Here is a 4,809-nt window from a genome sequence, read left to right as displayed (position 1 = left end):
CCTACGTGCGGCTCCCCGAGGCTTTTCGCAGCTTGTCGCGCCCTTCTTCGCCTGTCCGTGCCAAGGCATCCACCGTGCGCCCTTGTTCGCTTGACCGGATAGCCTCGCACGCACCCCCTCTTCCAAGGAGGCGCGTGGATCCACCGGTCCACCGTCCTACCGGACACTTCACGCGTGGTGCTCGCGTCTATCCTCTCGACGACTTACACCCAACTTCCCTCTACCCAGGTTTTCAAACAGCTTGTTCGCGGCATCAGCCAATCGCCGCGGAGCCATCTAACTTACCGATCTTTCGCGCGTTTGTCAACGGGTCGTTTCCGATTCCGTTGGCTCGGACGGCGTGCCTCGCGGCGCCCCATCCTGCGCGGGCCACCAGTATACCGATCTTATAACCTGTTGTCAACAGGTCATTTAGCACCACCGCTTCCGAACACTCGTTCGAACGCCCAACTCCCTACGTCTCCTCACGTCGAGAGCGGAGAAGCGCCGTAAACGTCCGCGCTACACGCGGCGGCGGACGGCGTTGGCGCCGCGGCGGACGACGGCCAGGATCAGCAGGATGATCCCCGCGATCAGCAGCAGGTGGATGGCGAAGCCCACGATCTTGAAGAAGAGCACGCCGACCACCCAGAGCACCACCAGCACGACGGCCAGCATCATCAACCCGCGCATCTCGCCCCTCTCGTCGGAGTTCCCTCGCCGCTAGAACGGCATCCCCAGCGTCAGGTAGACCATGTTCCGCTCGCCGCGGGCGTAGGCCACCGTGCCGACGCGGCCCAGCGCCTGGAACGAGAGGCCGCCGCCGAAGCCGGTGTGCCACCCGCCGGGCGAATCGCCGTCCACGTACACGCGTCCCGCGTCCGCCAGGCCGAAGGCGCCCAGGTGCACGCGGGCTAGGCCCAGGTTCACGTAGGCCAGCCGCGCGCGCAGCTCGGCCGAGCCGTAGAGCGCCGCGTCGCCGCGGAAGCGCTGGTACGGGTAGCCGCGCAGGTTCATGGGCCCGCCCACGAAGGCCGATTCCTGGAAGGGGAAGTCGCCCACCGCCTTCTGCGCGCCCGCGCGAAGGGCGAGCGTGGGCCCCAGGCGACCGGGAAGCGAGGCGTAGCCGGCGGCCTCGCCCTCGAAGCGGCCGAACGCGGCGCCCAGGTCGCTGCCGTATCCGGAGGCGCCGGCGGCGAAGCGGGCGCCGTTGCGCGGATCCATCACGCTGTCGCGCAGGTCCAGCGCGGCCCCGCCGATCGCCCCCGCCTGCCAGAACGTCTCCGCGCCGCGGACGCCGGGAGCGGCGGTGACGGCGCCGGGGTCGGTCCACTTCGCGGCCGGGCCGGCGAAGAGGCGCAGGCGCGGCGTGGGATGGACCTCGTACGCGGCCTGCACGCGCACCTGCGTCTGGTCCACCTCGAAGAAGTCGCGGTCGGGGTCCTCGGGCGAGTCGTTGCCGAAGCCGTGGAAGCGCACGTCCTCGAAGTTGCTCCCGCGCGCGTTCAGCCAGACGGACGCCGGGCGGTTGGTGATCTGCCGGTCGTAGTGGAAGAGGGCCCCGATGCCGTTGTGCTCGAACGGCGCCCACAGCACGCGCGCCCCGATCTGCTCGGCGTGCGGGGTGCGGCGGAAGCCGTAGCGCTTCCAGTTGGGGCCCAGCCCCACGACGGGGCCGATGTTCAGCTCCCAGTTGGCGTACGGCGCCAGGAAGGTGCCCGAGACGCCCCAGTCGCGCGGGGGCGGCGGGTTGCCGAGGAGCGTGGTGGGCCGGGGCGGCTCCCACGCGCGGGTGTCGACCTTGGCGCCGGTGCCGGGGTCGATGCGGTTGTCGCCGCGGTCGTCGTAGAACACGGTGCGGCCGCGGTCGGCCGCCTCGTTGCGGAGCTGGTCGTCGCCGCCGCCGCCGATGACGCGCACGAGGATGCCGTCCGCCGCGCCGCGCACCACCGCCTGGTCGTCGCCGCCCTGCAGGTAGATGCGGATGTCGCGCGTCTCGTCGGGGACGAAGCGGCGATGGTAGTAGGGCGCGCCGCCGCGGTCGCCGGGCGCGTGCACGGTCACGTCGACCGAGCCGTCGGGCATGCGCACGATCTCCGCGCGCTCGTCCTTGTCGGTGGTGTGGACGTCGACCTCGCGGGCGACCAGGCTGTAGAACTCGGCGGCGGCCTCGGGAAGGGCGTCGCGGCGCGCCTTCAGGTCGGCGGCCAGCTCCTCGCCCATCAGCGCGAAGTACTCCGGCGGCATGCGGCGCACGGCGGAGTCGATCACCGCGTCGGTGAGCCGCGCGCGGAGCTGGCGGGCGGTGGAATCCCACACCTCGCGCGAAAGGCTGGCCAGGAGCAGGCGGTCGAGCTCGGCGGGCTGGTTGTGGTAGCGCCGGACCTTGTCGTACTCGTCGCCGAAGCGCACCAGGATGGGCGTGACCGACCGGCCCAGCGCGGGGATGAACCCCTCGTTGTCGTTGAAGGCGTTGTCGCGGTCGCGGGGGATCGGGCGCCACCAGCGCACGCCGGCCGAGTCGAAGCGGGCCCAGCGCCACTGGTCCCAGTGCCGGTCCCAGTCGCCGAAGTAGACGTCCATCAGCCGCGCGGTGAGGAAGGCGCGCGCGTCGACGCGGTTCTGGGGATCGTCCTCGATCAGCTTCTGGAAGTCGTCGGACCCCTGCACGTCGCGCGAGCCGGCGAACCCGTCCGTCGGCCGCTCCTCCAGCATCCCCAGGCGCCCGCGGAAGCGCTGCCGGAACTCGCCCAGGAAGGGGTGGTCGGGCATCACGTACAGCCGCGCCGGGGCGTTCAGCACGCCGGCCGCGTCCAGGAGCGTGGGGACGATGACGGCCGAGGCGGGGAGCTTGGCGCTCACCAGGTCCTGGACCACCGCCTGGGGGATGGTTCCCCGGAGGTCCTTCGGCATCCCCGGCGATACGTTCTTGTCGACGGAGCGGAAGACGTACTCGCGCCCGTCGCGCCCCTTCATGCGCAGCGACTCGGTGGACAGTCCCCCGCCCTGCTCCTCCACCGTGAGCCCGCCGCCGACCGCCGACGGGTCGAGCACGGGAACGGAGATGGGCGTGGTCCAGAGCGGGCGGTAGCTCTCGCCCAGGAACAGGCGGTGGAGCGGGCCGGCGCGGTACTGCGGGCCGGCGGTGGCGCGCGCGGTGGTGCCTGGCGACTGCGCGCGCGCGGCACCAGCGGCCAGCGCGGCCGCGACGCAAAGAAGGGCGCTCGCCGACGCCCGTGTGCTTCGTCCGATCATCCGTATCTCCGGTCCGCGGTGGCGCCGCGCAGGGGAATGGGGCCGGCGCGCACGCCCCGACGAGCACGCACGGAACGGAACATCCGTGCCGCGATGGAAGAAGTGCGGAAGTGCGTGAGTTCGGAAGTGCGCTGGGTCCGTGTGAATCCTACGCACTCACGCACTCACGCACTTCCGTTCACGCCCTCCACCCCGCCGCGTCCAGCCGCCGGTCCAGGTCGTAGGCGGCGCTGATCAGGGCCAGGTGCGTGAACGCCTGCGGGAAGTTGCCCAGCTGCTCGCCGCTGGGGCCGATCTGCTCGGCGAACAGCCCCAGGTGGTTGGCGTAGCCCAGCACCTTCTCGAACACGAAGCGCGCCTGCTGCAGGTCGCCACCGCGCGACAGGCACTCGGCGTACCAGAACGAGCAGATGGTGAAGGTGCCCTCGCCCTCCGCGAAGCCGTCGGTGGCGCCGTCGTTGATGCGGTAGCGGCGCACCAGCGAGTCCTCCACCAGCTCGCGGGTGACGGCCTCCATGGTGCTCTTCCAGCGCGGGTCGGTGGGGCTGATGAAGCGCAGCAGCGGCAGCAGCAGCGCCGACGCGTCCAGCTCCTCGCCGCCCGCGTGCTGCACGAAGGCCTGCTTGCGGTCGCTCCACATCTCCGTGAACACGCTCTTGTAGATCTCGTCGCGCACCTCCAGCCAGCGCACCAGCGGCGCGGGAAGGCTGCGGCGCTGCGCCAGCCGGATGGCCCGGTCCACCGCCACCCAGCAGAGCACGCGCGAGTTCAGGTACTCGCGCTCCTCCGCGCGCACCTCCCAGATCCCGCTGTCGGGCCGGCGCCAGTTTTCGCACACCCAGTCCACCAGGCCGGTCAGCCGCATCCAGAAGTCGTGCGAGACGGGCTCGCCGTACTTGTCGTACAGGTACACCGAGTCCATCAGCGCGCCGTACACGTCCAGCTGCATCTGCCGCCCGGCCCCGTTCCCCACGCGCACGGGCCTGGAGCCGCGGTAGCCCTCCCACTCGTCCAGCGTGAGCTCCTCCACGTCCGGCGAGCCGTCGATGCGGTAGAGCGGCTGCAGCGGGCCGATGTCGGCGTCGAAGTCGTGGTCCAGCCGCGAGATCCAGTTGATGAACGCGCCGGTCTCCTCGGTCATCCCCAGGCGGATGAGCGAGTACAGCGTGAACGCGGCGTCGCGGATCCATGTGTAGCGGTAGTCCCAGTTGCGCGAGCCACCCACGAGCTCGGGAAGCGAGAACGTCGGCGCGGCGACCAGCGAGCCGAACGGTTTCGCGGCCAGCAGCTTCAGCACCAGCGCCGAGCGGTGCACCTCGTCGCGCCAGCGGCCGGTGTAGGTGCTCTTTCCCACCCACCGCCGCCAGAAGTTGACGGTGCGCTTGAAGCTTTCCGCGGCGTAGTGCGGCTGCCCCGCCGGCGAATCGGCCGCCAGGTCGCCCGCCTCGAGCACGAAGGTGGCGGACCTGCCCGGCTGCAGCCGGAACTCCGCCACGGCGTCGCCGTCCTCGGCCGCGAGGGGGACGGACGACCAGAGCCGCGCCGCGATGTCGCCCTCGTCGGCGACGAAGAGCG

At 71.2% G+C, this 4,809-nt stretch carries 3 protein-coding genes and 1 rRNA gene; all 4 read right to left on the bottom strand.

Features of this window, described 5'->3' with window-relative positions; all coding sequences use genetic code 11:
• Positions 1-96, bottom strand: a 23S ribosomal RNA gene (locus VLK66_RS23235); the annotation flags it as partial.
• Positions 97-501: 405 nt separating this feature from the next.
• Entirely contained in the window at positions 502-672 is a 171-nt protein-coding gene (locus VLK66_RS23230) for a lmo0937 family membrane protein (RefSeq protein ID WP_325311880.1), read from the bottom strand.
• 30 nt (positions 673-702) lie between these two features.
• Positions 703-3,234 (bottom strand): BamA/TamA family outer membrane protein, encoded by a 2,532-nt coding sequence (locus VLK66_RS23225; RefSeq protein ID WP_325311879.1) that lies wholly within the window; start codon positions 3,232-3,234, stop codon positions 703-705.
• A 178-nt stretch (positions 3,235-3,412) separates the two neighbouring features.
• The coding region (locus VLK66_RS23220; protein WP_325311878.1) for a glycoside hydrolase family 15 protein at positions 3,413-4,809 on the bottom strand (1,397 nt) is incomplete at its 5' end.

It is taken from the genome of Longimicrobium sp., from assembly GCF_035474595.1.
Lineage (GTDB): Bacteria > Gemmatimonadota > Gemmatimonadetes > Longimicrobiales > Longimicrobiaceae > Longimicrobium.
Note: the sequence above shows the minus strand (reverse complement) of the source record. Positions and strands in the feature narration are given on the sequence as shown.

What these genes read in the sequence shown, in the direction of transcription:
- VLK66_RS23230 (WP_325311880.1), bottom strand. Translation starts at nt 672, where the DNA reads ATGCGCGGGTTGATGATGCTGGCCGTCGTGCTGGTGGTGCTCTGGGTG.
- VLK66_RS23225 (WP_325311879.1), bottom strand. Translation starts at nt 3,234, where the DNA reads ATGATCGGACGAAGCACACGGGCGTCGGCGAGCGCCCTTCTTTGCGTC.